This window comes from Clostridium sp. UBA1056, from assembly GCA_002316385.1.
Taxonomy (GTDB): Bacteria; Bacillota; Clostridia; order Clostridiales; family Clostridiaceae; genus Clostridium_J.
The window spans coordinates 167297-183773 of the sequence record DCDL01000054.1; the positions used below are offsets into that span (position 1 = coordinate 167297).

Consider the following 16477-nt stretch of genomic DNA (forward strand, 5'->3'; position numbering starts at 1 on the left):
TATTTTTTGAAGATGCCTTAGACAAAAACTGATTATAATATGTAAGTTTTACTAAAGATAATTTTTATAAGAAATATGGAAAAATATTTCTATAAGAGGTGTATTAAGAAAGTGAGAAATGGATAAGTTCATGGAAACAAATATAGATAAAAAAGCAAAAATAATAGAGTATGCTAAAGGGCTTTCTTTAGATACTATAGGATTTACAGAATGTAGAAGATTTAGCGAATTAAAAGAGTTTTTTATAGAAAGAAAGGAAAATAATCTCTTTAATGAGTTTGAAGAGCAAGATATAGAAAAGAAAATTAATCCAAAGCTTTTAATGGAAAATGGAGAAACCATCATATCTATAGCTTTCCCTTATTATCATGGAGATAATGGAGAAGGAGATAAATTTTCTCTATATACAAGAGGATTAGATTATCATAAAGTAGTAGAAAAGTATTTAAAAGAAATATGTGAATTTATAGAGTCCTTAGGAGGAGAAGCTAAGTGGTTCGTTGATAGTAATCCATTGCCAGAGAGATATATCGCATCTATAAGTGGAGTTGGATTCATAGGTAAGAATAATACTCTAATTACTGAGAAGTATGGCTCCTACGTATTTTTGGGAGAAATAATAACAAATCTTAAGCTAGAAGGGGATAAACCAAAAAATTACGGCTGTAAAGGGTGCAATCTTTGTGTGGAAAAATGCCCGACAAATGTTATAATAGAAAATGTCAAAGAGTTTAATTCTTCACAATGTGTTTCATATTTAACTCAAAAAAAACACTTAAATGATGATGAGCTAAACATGATTAAAGGCAAAGTTTTTGGGTGTGACAATTGTCAAAAAGTATGTCCACATAATCTTAATGTGGAAGTCTCACCTATAAAAGAATTTCTACCTAGGATATATATGGAAAAGGTTGATTTATTAGAGCTTATAAATCTTGATAATAAGAGCTTTAAGGATAGGTATATCAGTCATTCATGTGGATGGCGAGGAAAGAATTTATTAATAAGAAATGGGCTTATTAACTATTATTTGAGGTATAATGAAGATAAGGATAATATAGAAAAGAATATAAAATCACCATACATAAAGGAATATTATGATAGGTTATTCAAGAAGTAGTATGGTGAGGTCTTAGGTTTAGAAGGGAGATTCCTATGAAAAGAGAGACGTTAGTTAAAATTCTGAATAAATTGCCAGAGAGTATTTCTGGTAAATTAGCAAGAAGTTATGTAAAGACATCAATAAAAAAGTATGCTAATATGAAAGTCGAAGGATATGAAAGAATTAAAAATATAGATGGACCAATAATATTTGTCTGCAATCACTTAAGTAATTCAGATGGTCTTATACTTAATGAAGTACTAAAAGACTTTGATCCTACATTCATTGCGGGAGTAAAGCTTTCCAATAACGATTTTACTAAGAATGGGTTTAAGTTTATGAAGACTATAGGTATTAAGCCTAATTCTGCTGACAAGGATGCTATTAGCAAAATTATAAAGAAGCTTAAGGCTGGAGAAAATATTATGATATTTCCAGAAGGTACAAGAAGCAGAACTGGTTCCATGATAGAAGGAAAAAAGGGATTCCTTTTAATGGCTAAGCTATCTAAAGCTAAAATAGTTCCAATTGCATTAACTGGTACAGAAGAATTTTTACCTATAAATGATGATGATATGGGAGAAGAAAACTTCCAGACAGCTCATGTAACAGTAAAGTTTGGCGAGGCTATGTATCTACCAGAAAAGCATAAAGATGAAGATAAAAATGAATATAATGAAAGAGCCATGGTTGAAGCTATGAAATCTATAGCAGCTCTTTTACCAGAAAAATATAGGGGAGTATATAAATAAGGATTTATAACAACACTTATACCATAGAATATTATAATTATTAAAGAAAAAATATGAATAGATGATTAATATAGTAAGTATTGAAAAAAATGTTATTTAGGAGTATAAATATACTGATGTATGCTATTAATATCTAACATATATTAGTAAATTTTATTTAATATATTTATATTATATAATTAAAATGGAGGTAATCATATGGGAAGCAAATCTTTAAACAATTTCCTTAAAACTAATTTAGAGGACCTTAAAGGTAAGGGACTTTATAATGAAATTAACGTTATTACAGGACAAAATGGACCTGTGATAGAAATAGAAGGAAAGAAGTTAATAAATCTATCTTCAAATAACTATCTAGGACTTGCTACTGATAAAAGAATGGTTGAAGCTTCAATAAAAGCTACAGAAAAGTATGGTGTAGGTGCTGGTGCTGTTAGAACAATAAATGGAACATTAGACATACATATAGAATTAGAGAAGAAGTTAGCAGAATTTAAACACACTGAAGCTGCAATAGCTTTCCAATCAGGATTTAACTGTAATATGGCAGCTATATCTGCTGTAATGAACAAAAAAGATGCAATACTTTCAGATGCATTAAACCATGCCTCAATTATAGATGGATGTAGATTATCAGGAGCTAAAATCATAAGAGTTGAGCACTCTGACATGGATGATTTAAGAGCAAAAGCTAAAGAAGCAAAAGAATCAGGATTATATGAAAAAATAATGGTAATCACTGACGGTGTATTCTCAATGGATGGAGATATTGCAAAACTTCCTGAAATTGTTGAGATTGCAGAAGAGTTTGATTTAATTACTTACGTTGATGATGCTCACGGTTCTGGAGTACTTGGAAAAGGTGCTGGAACAGTTCACCACTTTGGGTTATCAGACAAAATAGATTTTCAAATAGGAACACTTTCTAAAGCTATTGGTGTAGTTGGAGGATATGTAGCAGGATCTAAAGATCTTATCGACTGGTTAAAAGTTAGAGGTAGACCATTCCTATTCTCTACATCATTAACTCCAGGAGCAGCAGGAGCTTGCATAGAAGCTATAAACATATTAACTGAAAGCACAGAGCTTCATGATAAATTATGGGAAAATGGAAATTACCTTAAAAAAGAATTAAAAGGATTAGGATTTGATATTGGACATAGTGAAACACCTATAACTCCATGTATAATCGGAGATGCTGCTAAAGCGCAAGAGTTCAGTAGAAGATTATATGAAGATGGTGTATATGCTAAATCAATAGTATTCCCAACAGTACCATTAGGAACAGCTAGAGTAAGAAATATGCCATCAGCTGCTCATACAAAAGAAATGTTAGATGAAGCTATTGCTAAATATGCAAAAGTAGGAAGAGAAATGGGCTTAATAAAATAGTAATGTATTAAAAGTAGAGGAGGATTATCCTCCTCTAAGAGTTATCGATTTTAACTAAATAAAATTTAAATAACATAATGTAGGGAGAATTAATTATGAAAAGAATATTAGTTAGTGGATGCTTAGGTCAAATTGGTACGGAATTAGTAACGAAATTAAGAGAAGTTTACGGAGTAGACAATGTAGTAGCTACAGACGTAAGAAAACCAGAAGGAAATCCAATCGTTGAAGGTGGAATTTTTGAAACTTTAGACGTAACAAACTACGATGAATTCTTATCAATAGCTAAAAAACATGAAGTAGATACTATTATTCACCTTGCAGCACTTTTATCAGCAGTTGCAGAAGCAAAACCACAACTTGCATGGACTATAAATATGGGTGGTCTTGTAAACGCTTTAGAAGTTGCTAGAGAGTTAAATTGTAAATTCTTTACTCCAAGCTCAATAGGAGCATTTGGACCATCTACACCTAAAGTAAATACTCCTCAAGATACTATTCAAAGACCAAACACTATGTATGGTGTAACTAAGGTTTCTGGAGAGTTATTATGTGATTACTACCACTCTAAATATGGCGTAGATACAAGAGGAGTAAGATTCCCAGGGCTTATTTCTTATGTAGCACTACCAGGTGGTGGAACTACAGACTATGCAGTTGATATTTACTATGAAGCATTAAAAACTGGTAAGTATACTTCTTTCATAGGTAAAGGAACTTACATGGACATGATGTACATGCCAGATGCTATAAATGCAATAATCACTTTAATGGAAGCTGATCCAAGCAAATTAAAGCACAGAAATGCATTTAACATAACGGCAATGAGCTTTGAGCCAGAACAAATAGCTGCAGAAATTAGAAAGCATATTCCAGAATTCGAAATGTCTTATGATGTAGACCCAGTAAGACAAGGAATTGCAAATACTTGGCCAGATGCAATAGACCCATCTGCTGCTAAAGAAGAGTGGGGCTTTAAAGCTGAATATGACTTAGCTAAAATGACAACTGATATGCTTGAAAAATTAAAAGCTAAAGAAATAAAATAATAAAATAAAAATAAAGGACTGAATAAAGATATTTTATCTTTATTCAGTCCTATTTTTATCCGATGACTACCTACTCTAATACTCCCATCTTATTCAAAGTGGGAGTAAAGAGTGGCTACGTCCCTGGATAACGATNNCTTCAGTGGGAGTAAAAACCCCTCTGAAGCAAAGAACTCTGTTTATATAGTGATTTTTAAAGGCTTGTACTATTTAAGCATTAAATTAGTGATTAGTTTTCTTCGCAATATATGGAAGAATTAAACCTAAACCTATTAGCACAAATGGGGTCACAATGTTAAGTGTTAATTGGAATGGATCTTCAGAGTATATACCGCCAATACATGCGAAAGCTGTAAATACAAAACACCATGCTCCTATAATAATACCTAGTGTTCTATTTTTTACAAATTTATATTCAGGATTGAATTTTTCTCCTGCTTTCTTTAAAGCTATATATGCAACAAATACCCATAAGTAACGAAGAGGCATACATATAGCATTTAGTTTTACTAACCATTTTACTAATTCATCTACGCTTCCTATACCAAAAGCAGGTAGAATGATTAATATTGAAACGATAACTAATATAAGTTTATGTCCGTTTGTATAAGCACCATATTTGTTTTGTACAAACAGTTTTTCAGGAATGAACTCTCTATCAGCACTATTAAGTAGCATACGTAAAGGTGCATCGATTGATATTATAAGTACTGCAAATTGTCCAATAAGATTTGTAATAGCATAAATAATTACGAAAGTATTTCCTATGTGATAGTATTCACCTAACTTTTGGAAAGCATAATATGCACCATTAGTCATTAAGTCTTTAGGAACATTGTTTGAATCAAACATCATACCTAATGATATAGTTCCTAGAATTGCACAAACAGCAACCATAATTGCTAATGCAATCATACCTTTTGAAAATCCTGTTTCAGGATCTTTAACTTGGTTAACGTAAGGTGATATTTTTTCACAACCACCAACAGCAAAGACTAAGATTGATAAACTGGTAAAGAATTTAACATCGAATGTAGGCATAAAAGTCTTAAATGACCAATCTATAGTATTTAGATGAGCATCTGTAATTGCTGGAGCTGCTAACATTAATAAAATAAATAAAATAGACATTACAAACATAGATGTTCCTGCAAAAGTAGCTATCTTTTTTAATGGATTTAATCCTTTTGATGCAATATATAATGCAATTAAAAAGACTACTAAGCAAGATAATTGTAGTAGAGCTGTATTCATACTACTGATTCGTTTGTCTTGGAAGATCGCCCAACTTGCTGAAATCATAAAACCAGATGGTTTTTGTGAAATGTAAGGCATATGAACTATCCAGTATGTCCATCCAGCGTAGTAAGCAATTTTTGGTCCTATGGTTTCATGAATCCAAGAACTAACTCCTCCACCAGATGTTTTAAATGCAGATCCTAATTCTCCTACCATTAGTGCATAAGGTACAAAGTAAATAGTGAAGATTAAAACCCAAGATACAATTGCTTTAAGTCCGTTGTATTCAGAGAAGCCATTAATAACATTACCAAAACCCCACACTGTTGAAAATGCCATAAATGCCAATGTATACCAAAGGATTTCTTTGTTCTTTTTTTCAGACATAAATTTCCCTCCTATATCAAATTACGATGTTATTATACCATGAGTGGTATCTTTTTTACATTTAAAATCAAATATTTTATTATAATTCAGATAACTTTTATGAGTAGGGACATAATATAATAATGTATTACATAATTACATGAAATTGTATTAATATTCTAAAATTTGTGAGATAATATTACTAATAAATTGTATTAGCGGAGGAAGCCATGAAATTATATATTAAGCAGAAAGTATTTTCATTTACTGATAGATTTATAGTTAAAGATGAAAATGGAGAGGATAAGTACTTCGTTGAAGGAGAAATGTTTTCCATGGGGCATAAGCTTCATGTTTATGATAAAAGTGAAAATGAAGTAGGTTATATTAGACAAAAGTTATTTACTTTTATGCCTAAATTTGAAATTATTGTAAATGGTATGGTAATTGGAGATTTGATAAAAAAGTTTACTTTTATTAATCAAAACTATTATTTAGATGGAACTAACCTAGAACTAACAGGTGATTTTTGGGCTCATGAGTATGCATTATACAAAGATGGATATGCTGTTATGACAGTGGGTAAGGAATGGTTTACTTGGGGGGATAGCTATGTTCTTAATATAGCCGATGGTGTTGATGAAATACTTTGCTTAGTAATAGTTTTAGCTGTAGACTGCGCAATGTGTACTGGCTAATAACAGGGTAATTAAGGTTAAAGCTAAAGGGTAATTAGTAGCCTTAAGATTAATTAAGGAGGGGTTTTATGATTGCAATAGAAATGAGCAGGTTACTTAAGCAATAATAGAATATTTTACTAGTGTTTTCGTAAACAAAATACTTAGGGGTAACTAAGTTAAAAGGGGGGGAATTTAGTGATACTAATAATAGGTATTCACTAGATAATTAAATGAGTAAAATTTCTGAAAAAAGATTAAATACGATACAAATAAATTGGGGTATAGAAGAAGATATTTTAATAAATGAGCAGAAATTTAATTTGTTGAGGTTTATAAGTATCAAATGAAGAGAAATATGGAGTTTGAATTAGTTAGTTTTAATGATATAAATAAATTTCTGAAAGACTATATTAAAACCATATCTTCACCCTTTGATTCTTCTTTAGAGAATCTGATAATTGAATCTAAGTTTTATAGAATAGTTATGAATTCAAAGTATATAGGATATTTTGCTATTCATAATGATGAACTATTAACCTTATTCTATGTGAAATTTAAGTATGTAAAATATGCTCAAAGACTTTTAAAAAGTATATTAGAAAAATTTAATATAAAGTCAGCCTATGTTTCTACAGGAGATGAATTATATTTAAGTTGTATACTAGATATAGAAAATAAAAAAGTAATTAATAAAGCTTACTTTTTTCAAGATCATAAAGGTGGTCCAGAGAAAATAGGATACTATAACAATGGTAATTTGAGAAAAGCTGAAGTTGAGGATACAGATAAGATAAAAGAGCTTAGTGGAAATTTCTTTAAAGATATGGATGAAAAAATTAAGAATGAAGAATTATATATTTTTGAAGAAGATACTAATATACTAGGCTTTGGTATACAAGAAAAGGGGAAAATATTAAAAGGATACACTAGCATAGAAGTTTTTACTAGAGAAGAGTATAGACAAAAAGGAATTGGACGAACAATCATAGCAAGACTAAAGCAGCTTTGCTATAGTCAAGGTGAGGCTCCAATTTGTGGATGTTTGTATTCTGATATAAATATTAAGAGAACTCTAGAGAGTAGTGCCTTTGTAGCTAAAACTAGACTTTTAGAGATAGAATTTAAAAATACGAAATAGAGGGAAGTAGTGAGAGTATATAACGGTACTTACCACTAGAATAATTATGGGAAAAGAATTATTTAGTAGACCAGGATGTATTTATATACCCATTATTGATATAGATAAAGGTATTGAATGGTATAGAGATGTTCTTGAACTAGAATTTAAAACAAAATTTAATGATAGAGGAACCAACATAGCAGTTTTTCATTTTAGTGAAGTGAAAAACATAGCACTTTTACTCTTTGAAACAGAGGATAGCTTAAAAGGATAGTATCTAAGAAATGGAGTACTTTTTCCAGTAGCATCTATTAATTGCCTAGATATAGAATATACTCATAAGATGTTGAAGGATAAAAATGTCCAGGTAGAAGATGTGGTTACTTTAGGAAAAGGGGAAGCCAAGTATTTTTATTTTAAAGACTTTGAAGGAAATAAGCTAGAGGCAGCTTGGTCTATTCGGGATTAAAAATAAATATATTGACAATAAATACAAATAAAACTTATAATGTAAATATGAGTAATAAGAAAGGTGGGAATACGTTGTTTATGAATAGAGATTTTTATAAAAATAATGTAAAACTAAATAGAATATATAATGACGCCCTGCCTGAAATTATAGGTTTTTAAAGTTAAATTTAAAGTATTAATTTGTAGTTAAGTCCTAGGGGTATACCTAGGGCTTTTTATATCTAAATATTTTAAATAGCATAGTGAACTTAAAAGTAATATTTAAGTTTAAGACTATGTTTAAAGCAAATATGTGCTAGTTAGCCATATCCTATCATCTACGGTGAAGGATATGGCCATTTTTATGTAGGAGGTTAGAATTAATGGAAATTTTAGAGTTAAGAGAACTAGATAAGAAACAAATTGAAGATATCAAAAGTCTGGAAGAGGTTTGTCAAAGGTATGATAAAACTAAGGGAAGTGCATTTTTATCAAATGAAATTAACTTTAGTAAGGAAGTAAATTGTTTTTTCTTATTATATGAGGAAGAAACTCTTGTAAGCTTTCTATCTATGTTTATACCAACATCACAGGAGGCAGAAATTTCTGCATATACATTACCAGAGAAGAGAAAGAAAGGGTTCTTTAAAATACTTTTAGAAAGTGCTATCAATGAGCTAAGAAAGTATAGTGTTAAAGAAATACTCTTTGTACATGAGCCTTCAAGCAATGATGGCATGCTAGCTTTGAAGAAGCTTAATGTGATATATGATTTCTCAGAGTACTTACTAGTTTATAGCCAAGATGAATTTATTAAAAGAGATGGTAAGCTGAAGCTGGCTCCAATAACTATTGAAGATATAGATGAAGTAGCAAAATTGCATATGGATATTTTTAATAAAACCTTTGAAGAGGGAAAGATAATTATTAGTAGAGTAATAGAATCTAAGGATAGAATATCTTATATGGCTAAAGAAGATGATGAAATTGTTGGCGTATGTAGTATTAGCTTAGAAGAGGGAGATGCTTTTATCTGTGGATTAGGAATTTCAACTAAGCATCAAGGACGTGGCTATGGAAAAGAGATATTAAGAAAAGTAATAGAAAAGGCTTTTACTATGGATATTGAAGATATATGTCTTGAGGTAAATAGTAAAAATCATAAGGCATATAATCTTTACATTAATAATGGATTTAAGATTAAAACACAATTAGATTATTATAGATATTTGATTTAGGGGGAAAATATTTATGGAGATTATTTTTAAAGCAATAGACAATGACAATTGGAGAGAATGCATTAAGCTCTCTGTAGAAGAAGATCAGAAAGGTTTTGTAGCATCAAATTCATACTCTATATTAGAGGCTAAATTTGAAGAAGGAAACTATCCTTTAGCAATATATGACGGGGAAATCATGGTAGGCTTCTTAATGTATAGCTTTGAAAGTGATGATAATACTTGGTGGATGTGTAGACTTATGATGGACAAGAAGCATCAAGGAAAGGGGTATGGTAGGGCTACTATATTAAAGCTTTTAAAATTATTAAAAGAAGAGCATGGAGATATACAAGTTTATACAAGCTTTGAACCAGAAAATAGTGTTGCCGAAAAGTTATATGAATCTGTAGGTTTTAGAAAAACTGGACAGATAATGTGGGGAGAAGTAGTAATGGAGATTCAGTTATAGCTTATTGAAGTTAATTTTAGCATAGCTAGAGTCGTTGAAGGATTAAGGCGGTTTTTAAGTAAAGTATCATCTAAGTAAATATATAATTTGAATAGTAGAAAAAGGTATGCTGATCTGTAATTTTAGCATATCTTTTTCTTATGAATAATATTATAATATAGCCCATATTAGTACTCTGTAAATATAAGCTGTAATGTTATTGCGAGAGGAATGTAATTTGGAGTATAATTTTTAGTAAGAAAAGTGACTAAAAATTTAGAAAAAATGTAGATCAACGATAAATTAGGGACAAGTATAGTGTAAATATAAGAAAGAGAGAAGCAATGAGATATTTTAGAGATATAGAAAAAGACATATTTTTTAAAAAGCCAATAGAGTTTAATAAATATAGTGATAAAGATTTATTGAAATATTCTTTAGGTGCGACTCTTTATATGAATGGACTAAAGGATATTTTTTATAAACTTATCCATGAAGGATTTAAGGATATTGGAACTATTACAATTTGCTTTGAAGATGCCACTAAAGAAAGTGATTTAAAAAAGTGTGAGGATAACACTTTAGATTTATTAAGTAAGTTGTATGTATGCTTAGAGAATAAAGAGATAAGCATCGAAAATCTGCCATTGATATTTATAAGAGTAAGAAACGAGAAACAATTTATTAGTTTTACTGAAAGATTATCTAAGAAGCAAATAAGTTTATTAGCTGGATTTACCTTTCCTAAGTTTAGCAGTGAAAATGGAGAAGTATTTTTAAAGCATCTAAGAGAACTTAATTATAAGTTTAATGAAAAATTATATGCTATGCCTATATTAGAAAGTGAAAAGATAATATATAAGGAAACTAGAATAGAAGAGCTATTAGGTGTAAAGAAACTATTAGGAGATTATGAGGAATTAATATTAAATGTTAGGGTAGGTGGAACAGATTTTTCTTCAAAGTTTGCCATAAGACGCTCAGTGAACATGAGTATTTATGATATCAGAGTAGTTTCAGATTGTCTAATAGATATAGTAAATATTTTTGGAAGAAGAGAAGAAGGTTATGTGATAGCTGCACCAGTTTGGGAATATTTTTCAACAGATACTGATTCTAAAGAAGTACAAGGTCTAATTAGAGAGGTAACTTATGATAAGGAAAATGGATTTTATGGAAAGTCTATAATACACCCAACTCAAGGGCCATATGTCAATTCTATATATGCGGTAACTTATGAAGAGTATGTGGATGCTAAAGGGATATTAGAGAGTGATGGTGAAGGTGGAGTATTTAAGGGTTGTGGAGATAACAAGATGAATGAAGTTCTTCCACATATGAACTGGGCAAAGAAGATTTATAATAGAGCTAATATATTTGGAGTTTTAAATAAAGGAATAGGTTGTGAAAATATATATTTACAGGAGGAGTCTAGGAAAGCAGTAGTTTCCTTAGTAGAATAGATATGAATAAAAACGAAAATAAAAATAAAAGTATAGATATTAATATAGTTGAAAATCCGTATAACTTAGAGTTAAAGGATTTAATTGCTTTAGGGAAAAGAGCAAATAATGAAAAGAGAAACTTCTTATTTATAAGTAAGGTGTTAGGAAAGCATTTAGAAGTTATACCAGATATATGTAGAGCCATAGGGTTTATACTAGCCTCTAAAATATATGGGAAAAATGAGCATACGGAGCAGTTAATTAAATTCTTAAATAACCCAGAAGAATATAAGAATGAAGCTAAGAAAGCTATGAATGAGCCTTATGAAGGAAAGGAAAATATCTGTGTTCTAGGTTTTGCTGAGACAGCTACAGGTCTTGGGATGGCAGTAGCTTCAGCGATTAAGGGATCATACTATTTAACTACAACAAGAGAAGATATTTTAGATATTAAATCTCTTCTTAATTTTGAAGAGGAGCATTCTCATGCTACAACTCACAAATGTTTTGTAGTGGATAAAGATAAAGTTGTAGATGCAGATAGAATAATACTAGTTGATGATGAAATAACTACAGGAAAGTCTATGGTTAATATAATTGAGAATCTAGAGGAAACAACTAATGTTAAAAAGTATACAGTTCTTAGCATCTTAGATTGGAGAGGCAAAGAGCATAAGGAACTATTTAATAAAGTATGTAAAGAAAGAAATATTCAAATAGAAGTTGTATCATTAATTTCTGGAGATATTACTGTAAATGATAAAACTATTTTATATGATGGCGGAGAAGCGGTTTTAGAAGAGAGCACAGAAGTTATAAATATAGATGCTCTTGAAAGATTTGATAGAGAAACCACAAGTGGAAAGAAAAGCTACTTTGAAAACAGCGGTAGATTTGGAGTGGAATATAGTTATATAGAAGACCTTGAAGATAAATGTAAAGACGCTGCTCTTAAGATTCAACACATGCTTGGAGATAATAAAAAAATATTGGTTTTAGGCCATGGAGAAAATATTTATATACCTTCAAGAGTAGCAGCATATTTAGAGGGAGATATATATTTCAAGAGTACAACAAGAAGTCCAATTTATTGTGTTGATGAAGAAACTTATCCTATAAAAGAAAAGCACAGCTTTAATCATGAAGGAGTAAAGTATTATTTATATAATAAAAAAGATATAGAAAAGCAGTATGATAAGGTTGTACTAATTACAGAAAATGATCTAAATATAAAACTAACGGATAATCTAGTGATTATAAGACTTTAAGGAGAAGGATGAAATGAAGGGTGTAGAGCATAGCTATGGCAAGGAGTGTGAGATTCTTCTAAAGGACTTAACAGGAGTTATTAAGGAAATTACCATAGAAGAAAAGGAAGAATTAATCCGAAGTGGAATAAGCTATTCAGAAATGATATCTAAAGAAGGTATACCAAGTGATGAGATAAAGAGCATTTTTTTTAATATGCTCAAAGATAGCAAAAGAGAAATTGCAGCTTACATAGGAAAAATATCAGAAGAGATATACAGAGTAAAAGGTGATAACTTGGTTTTAGTATCTTTAGCTAGAGCTGGTACTCCTTATGGAATTCTAATAAAAAGATATTTAAAGCTTAGATATAATATAGATATTAAGAGTTATAGCGTTTCTATAATTAGAGGAAAGGGCATTGATTTTAATGCACTTAAGTATATACTAAAAAATAACCAGCATTGTAATATACAGTTCGTAGATGGATGGACTGGAAAAGGCTCAATTATAGGTGAACTAAAGAAAACTATAGATGAGTTTAATAGAGAGTTTAATGAAAGTGTAGATGATTCTCTAGCTGTAGTTGCAGATCCAGCAAAGCTATGCAGAATTTATGGAACTAGGGAGGATATAGTTGTTCCTAATTGTTGTTTAAATTCAACGGTTAGTGGTCTAATCAGCAGAACGGTTAATAACCCTGATTTTATAGGAGAAGAGGATTTTCATGGAGCAAAATATCTGGATTATTTAAAAGAAGAGGATTTATCTATGTATTTTATAGATGAGATTTCTAATGAATTTCAAGGTGTTATAAAGGAAAATCAATATAATCCAGTAGAAGCTGAAGTCGCGGCAACAAATGAAACTTTAACGGAAGTAGCTATAGAGGGTTATGCGGCGGCTATTGCTGAAGAAATTAGACAAGCTTTTAAGGCTAAAAGTATAAATAGCGTTAAGTTAAGCATAGGGGAATCTGCTAGAGTACTATTAAGAAGAAAGGGCAGAGTAGTTTTAGTTAGAGACTTAGAAGATAAAAATGTATCTCATATAATTCAGCTTGCAAAGGAAAAGAATGTTGAAGTTTTAAAATATGATACAGGAAGTTATAGATGTATGGCAATAATAGAAGAGGAAGTAAAGTAAGATGAGTAACTTATATTTTATAACGGATTTAGATAGAACTATTATACATGCTAAAAATAAGGGATTTAAATGCGTAGAAAAAGAAGGGGAAAAAGAAATAACCTATATGACTGAAGATAGTTATAAAGAGTTAATGAAGCTTTTAAGCCTAGAGCACTTTAAATTTATACCTTGTACCATGAGAAATCTTAGACAAACGCTGAGGGTTGATTTTATAAGAGAGTATAATCCCAAAATAATTATTTGTACTAATGGAGCTCAGATTTATATAGATGGGCAGTTAGATACAGAGTGGGATAAGGAAGTAAGGAAACTAGTAGATGAAAAGGAAGTTATAAAAGATATTCAGTATATAGAATCTCTTAATCTAGATGTGCAAGAGGTAAGAAATATTGAAGACTATTATATCACTATAAAATGCGAAGATGTAGACAAGGCAAAGGCTGCCTATGAAATGCTAAAGGATAGATTCGCAGAGCATATAAGAATAATTCAAATGGGTATTAAGGTATTTATTATCAATAAAAACATAGACAAGCTTCATGCAGTGGACTATATAATAGATAAGTTTGAAATAGAGAATTTATTTACAGCAGGAGACAGTGAGCCTGATAGATGTTTTACTAGAAGAGGAATATCAATACTTCCAAAGCATTGTAGCTTTAGTAATGAAAATGCAATTGTAACAGAGAAATCAGGAATATATGCAACGGATGATTTGATAGATATTTTAAAAAAGCATATAGTTGTATAGTGTTAGACAATGAGGTCATATAGATCATTGACTATATTAGTGTAGATAGAATTTAGGCATCTGAAAATAAATAACAAGTCAAANNTTTTTGAAGATGCCTTATATAAGATTTTAATGGGAGGGGTGATTTCTATATGGCTATGAATTTAAAGCAAGTAACTCATGCCATGTTTAGAAAAAGGTATGAGAGAACTAATGGCTATAATCAGCTTAGACCTTACTTCTATAGATTTATAGGTGTAGATGATGTAGAAAGCTATGATGATATTATAAAAACCTTAGCAGATAAATGTGAAGAGCATAAAGATAAGTGCATTATTTTTGATAATAGCTTACCATTAGAAGGGGAATTAGAGCTTATACAATATATTTATAATGAGTTAAATAATATGAATGTTAGGGATATGCAGCATGCAGATATAACAATATTTGATGACCAGCAAGTAAATATAACATTTTTAAAGGCTCTAGATTATGTTGTTCCTCTAGCTATAGATAAGGAGAATTTCTTTAATGATAATGTTAGAAATAATTTTATCACTAAATTAATTGTATGGACTTATACATTTGTAACTAAAGTTAAGCATAATGAAGATATAAATCCCAAATGTATTTATTACGGAATCATTGGAAGACATGAAATATACTTCTTAATCTTACTGAATTTGATGGGATTTGATGTGGTTTATATTAATCCGTTGAAGGAAGAATTGTGGGATGAAATTGAAGGTAGTAAGTTAAGTGAATGTGAAAAGAGTATGGCCATACTAAATATTGAATCCTTTAGTGAAAGAAAAGCAAGGGGGAAAGTTCTTGATAATGTAGAGACCATAACTAAACAAATTGAAAGAGATGTGGAAGAACAGCTTTTTGCTAATACAGGTATATTTAAGCCTTGGCAGTTTAGAAAAGGGTACACTAAAAGTTTATTACTAGATACTATTCTTGAAGATATATATATTTATTGGAATGAGCCTTGCAAATTAAGAGATGGATTTAAGGTAGAAGGAAACTGTGTAAAGGTGCCATGCTTCTTTAAAAAGATAGATGGACAATATGCCAATGCCTTCGAGTATCAAAAACTGGTAAAGCATTGTGTAAGCTCTCCAAATACACTATTCTTCAATGACGGAAACATATCAAGAGAAGTTGGAATTACAGATAATATGTATGAGCTTATGTTCTGTCAGCTTAGTGATGGAACCTTTGATATAAATGAAATAAAGAAGATACCTATTTATAAGTTCAGTAAGTATAGTGAAGAGGTTCAGAACTTTTTACTTAATAAATTTAATGAGACTATCACAGATAAAAGTCTTTATGTAAATCCATTAAATAAGGAATCTATATTAAGGTTACTTGTTTTAGTATTATCTTTAGATGAAAGTATAATTAGGTTAGTAGATAATTTTGATTTTACAGCACAAATACCTAAAATAGTGATTTATCTAAACAATGAAGAGAGTATGCCAGAGTCTATGGTAATGATTCTTGGATATCTACATACCATTGGAATGGACATAGTTATATTTAATCCTTCAGGATTATTTAATATAAATAATATTTTAAAAGAAGATACAGTAAATGTAATGAGACTAGAAGAAATGAATTATACTTCAAAGTACAAAAGTATAATGAGCTTAAAACAAAGTGTATTTTCAAGGTTCTTAAATAAGTAAGTTCAATGAATTTTGAATTTAGGCATGTGAAAATAAAGAATAGACCAAAGGTTCAAAGCATATTTGCCACGAGACAAGGAGTCAAAGGCCTGTCATAGTAGCGCTATGCCAGGCTTTTGACGACGAAGCAATTGTGGCAAATAGACGAGAAAACTGGTCTATTATTTATTTGATAATGCCTTAAGATGTAAAATATAATAAGAGGATATATAAGGGGGAAATTAAAGGTGAACGATAAAATAATCGAACCAGAAATAGTAAATGTAACAAGAGATACAGATATGAATATGGAGAATCAAGGACAGTGGCAAAATATTAATAATGGAAATATGGGATATCAAAATCCAGGACAAAACATGAATAACATGAATGGTGGATTCCAAAGCC

At 30.2% G+C, this 16477-nt stretch carries 16 protein-coding genes; 15 read left to right on the forward strand and 1 reads right to left on the reverse strand.

What is annotated here, in order from left to right; all coding sequences use genetic code 11:
- Positions 1-118: 118 nt before the first annotated feature.
- The 4 genes from queG (at position 119) to B3W71_RS14005 (ending at position 4295) form a co-directional block, all read left to right on the forward strand.
- Positions 119-1120, forward strand: coding sequence for a tRNA epoxyqueuosine(34) reductase QueG (gene queG / locus B3W71_RS13990; protein ID WP_346889543.1), 1002 nt, complete (start codon positions 119-121; stop codon positions 1118-1120).
- 35 nt (positions 1121-1155) lie between these two features.
- Complete coding sequence (locus tag B3W71_RS13995) at positions 1156-1854, forward strand: lysophospholipid acyltransferase family protein (protein WP_346889544.1); 699 nt, start codon at positions 1156-1158, stop codon at positions 1852-1854.
- Between the two features lie 198 nt (positions 1855-2052).
- Positions 2053-3246, forward strand: a complete 1194-nt coding sequence (locus B3W71_RS14000) for a glycine C-acetyltransferase (protein WP_346889545.1) — start codon at positions 2053-2055, stop codon at positions 3244-3246.
- A gap of 95 nt (positions 3247-3341) precedes the next feature.
- Entirely contained in the window at positions 3342-4295 is a 954-nt protein-coding gene (locus B3W71_RS14005) for an L-threonine 3-dehydrogenase (protein WP_346889546.1), read from the forward strand.
- A gap of 222 nt (positions 4296-4517) precedes the next feature.
- On the opposite strand, the gene B3W71_RS14010 is transcribed toward B3W71_RS14005, so the two are convergent.
- Positions 4518-5921 (reverse strand): APC family permease, encoded by a 1404-nt coding sequence (locus B3W71_RS14010; protein WP_346889547.1) that lies wholly within the window; start codon positions 5919-5921, stop codon positions 4518-4520.
- A 209-nt stretch (positions 5922-6130) separates the two neighbouring features.
- Here B3W71_RS14010 and B3W71_RS14015 point away from each other — a divergent pair, with 209 nt between their 5' ends.
- The 11 genes from B3W71_RS14015 to B3W71_RS14065 all read left to right on the forward strand — a co-directional run bounded on the left by B3W71_RS14015 (position 6131) and on the right by B3W71_RS14065 (position 16090).
- Positions 6131-6598, forward strand: coding sequence for an LURP-one-related/scramblase family protein (locus B3W71_RS14015; RefSeq protein WP_346889548.1), 468 nt, complete (start codon positions 6131-6133; stop codon positions 6596-6598).
- 325 nt (positions 6599-6923) lie between these two features.
- The gene (locus tag B3W71_RS14020) at positions 6924-7718 is read left to right on the forward strand and encodes a hypothetical protein (protein ID WP_346889549.1); all 795 of its coding nucleotides are present in this window, start codon (positions 6924-6926) and stop codon (positions 7716-7718) included.
- Between the two features lie 46 nt (positions 7719-7764).
- The gene (locus tag B3W71_RS14025; RefSeq protein ID WP_346889550.1) at positions 7765-7974 is read left to right on the forward strand and encodes a hypothetical protein; all 210 of its coding nucleotides are present in this window, start codon (positions 7765-7767) and stop codon (positions 7972-7974) included.
- Positions 7975-8043: 69 nt separating this feature from the next.
- A complete protein-coding gene (locus B3W71_RS14030) occupies positions 8044-8169 on the forward strand; it encodes a hypothetical protein (RefSeq protein WP_346889551.1) in 126 nt (41 codons plus the stop codon).
- Positions 8170-8533: 364 nt separating this feature from the next.
- Positions 8534-9388: a GNAT family N-acetyltransferase gene (locus tag B3W71_RS14035; protein ID WP_346889552.1), complete on the forward strand. Its 855-nt coding sequence runs from the start codon at positions 8534-8536 to the stop codon at positions 9386-9388.
- A gap of 13 nt (positions 9389-9401) precedes the next feature.
- Positions 9402-9839: a GNAT family N-acetyltransferase gene (locus tag B3W71_RS14040; RefSeq protein WP_346889553.1), complete on the forward strand. Its 438-nt coding sequence runs from the start codon at positions 9402-9404 to the stop codon at positions 9837-9839.
- Positions 9840-10162: 323 nt separating this feature from the next.
- Positions 10163-11281, forward strand: a complete 1119-nt coding sequence (locus B3W71_RS14045; RefSeq protein ID WP_346889554.1) for an HpcH/HpaI aldolase/citrate lyase family protein — start codon at positions 10163-10165, stop codon at positions 11279-11281.
- Between the two features lie 2 nt (positions 11282-11283).
- On the forward strand, positions 11284-12531 hold the full coding sequence (locus B3W71_RS14050; protein ID WP_346889555.1) for a phosphoribosyltransferase domain-containing protein: 1248 nt from the start codon (positions 11284-11286) through the stop codon (positions 12529-12531).
- A 13-nt stretch (positions 12532-12544) separates the two neighbouring features.
- Positions 12545-13657, forward strand: a complete 1113-nt coding sequence (locus B3W71_RS14055; protein ID WP_346889556.1) for a cysteine protease StiP domain-containing protein — start codon at positions 12545-12547, stop codon at positions 13655-13657.
- A gap of 1 nt (position 13658) precedes the next feature.
- Entirely contained in the window at positions 13659-14411 is a 753-nt protein-coding gene (locus B3W71_RS14060; protein WP_346889557.1) for an HAD family hydrolase, read from the forward strand.
- A 134-nt stretch (positions 14412-14545) separates the two neighbouring features.
- Positions 14546-16090: a YceG family protein gene (locus tag B3W71_RS14065; RefSeq protein WP_346889558.1), complete on the forward strand. Its 1545-nt coding sequence runs from the start codon at positions 14546-14548 to the stop codon at positions 16088-16090.
- Positions 16091-16477: the final 387 nt, after the last annotated feature.

Coding starts and splice junctions, on each gene's coding strand:
- B3W71_RS14025 (WP_346889550.1), top strand. CDS start 7,765: ATGGGAAAAGAATTATTTAGTAGACCAGGATGTATTTATATACCCATT.
- B3W71_RS14030 (WP_346889551.1), top strand. CDS start 8,044: ATGTTGAAGGATAAAAATGTCCAGGTAGAAGATGTGGTTACTTTAGGA.
- B3W71_RS14010 (WP_346889547.1), bottom strand. CDS start 5,921: ATGTCTGAAAAAAAGAACAAAGAAATCCTTTGGTATACATTGGCATTT.
- B3W71_RS14040 (WP_346889553.1), top strand. CDS start 9,402: ATGGAGATTATTTTTAAAGCAATAGACAATGACAATTGGAGAGAATGC.
- B3W71_RS14065 (WP_346889558.1), top strand. CDS start 14,546: ATGGCTATGAATTTAAAGCAAGTAACTCATGCCATGTTTAGAAAAAGG.
- B3W71_RS14005 (WP_346889546.1), top strand. CDS start 3,342: ATGAAAAGAATATTAGTTAGTGGATGCTTAGGTCAAATTGGTACGGAA.
- B3W71_RS14050 (WP_346889555.1), top strand. CDS start 11,284: ATGAATAAAAACGAAAATAAAAATAAAAGTATAGATATTAATATAGTT.
- queG (WP_346889543.1), top strand. CDS start 119: ATGGATAAGTTCATGGAAACAAATATAGATAAAAAAGCAAAAATAATA.
- B3W71_RS14035 (WP_346889552.1), top strand. CDS start 8,534: ATGGAAATTTTAGAGTTAAGAGAACTAGATAAGAAACAAATTGAAGAT.
- B3W71_RS14015 (WP_346889548.1), top strand. CDS start 6,131: ATGAAATTATATATTAAGCAGAAAGTATTTTCATTTACTGATAGATTT.
- B3W71_RS14020 (WP_346889549.1), top strand. CDS start 6,924: ATGAAGAGAAATATGGAGTTTGAATTAGTTAGTTTTAATGATATAAAT.
- B3W71_RS14045 (WP_346889554.1), top strand. CDS start 10,163: ATGAGATATTTTAGAGATATAGAAAAAGACATATTTTTTAAAAAGCCA.
- B3W71_RS14000 (WP_346889545.1), top strand. CDS start 2,053: ATGGGAAGCAAATCTTTAAACAATTTCCTTAAAACTAATTTAGAGGAC.
- B3W71_RS14060 (WP_346889557.1), top strand. CDS start 13,659: ATGAGTAACTTATATTTTATAACGGATTTAGATAGAACTATTATACAT.
- B3W71_RS14055 (WP_346889556.1), top strand. CDS start 12,545: ATGAAGGGTGTAGAGCATAGCTATGGCAAGGAGTGTGAGATTCTTCTA.
- B3W71_RS13995 (WP_346889544.1), top strand. CDS start 1,156: ATGAAAAGAGAGACGTTAGTTAAAATTCTGAATAAATTGCCAGAGAGT.